Genomic DNA, 513 nt, shown 5'->3' with positions numbered 1-513 from the left:
CCGACAAGAGCGCGGTCGACGCCCTGCTCGATCAGGCCGGCACCCAGGCCGCCGATACCACCGTCTACAACCTCGCCGCCGCCGAGGACTGGGCCAGCGGCGCGGCGGCGGCGGTGACCATTGCCGATCTCACCGCCAACCCGATCACCGTCGCCGCCGTCAGCAGCGGCGGTGGCGGCGGCGGTTCGACCCCGGAGACGGGCGATGACCTGTTCAGCGGCGACGATGGCTCGGTGATCGACGGCGGCGGGGTCGACACCGGGCTCAACCCCACCACGGACTTCACCGACACCACCCTCGACGGCGCCCCGGTGACCACCGGCACCACCACCGACAGTCGCACCGGCGAGTCTGTCGCGGTGGTGGTCAGCGACCCGAGCGCCCCCGGCGAGCGCACCGACGTCGACCCGAGCAGCCCGGAGGTCGACATCCCGGTCGGGGGCGTGAAGGTGAGCAAGCCCGAGTCGCTCGGGCTGATCGCCACCAGCCGGGTGAGCACCGAGCGCAGCGCGC

The 513-nt window shown here is 73.5% G+C and carries 1 protein-coding gene; it reads left to right on the top strand.

The features are described from left to right. The coding region (locus EBL84_RS17200) for a hypothetical protein (RefSeq protein ID WP_190288000.1) at positions 1 to 513 on the top strand (513 nt) is incomplete at both ends.

It is taken from the genome of Marichromatium sp. AB31 (genome assembly GCF_003718685.1).
In the GTDB taxonomy this organism is placed as follows: Bacteria; Pseudomonadota; Gammaproteobacteria; order Chromatiales; family Chromatiaceae; genus Marichromatium; species Marichromatium gracile.
The sequence above is the reverse complement of the archived record's forward strand: the minus strand, read 5'-3'. Positions and strand labels throughout refer to the sequence as shown.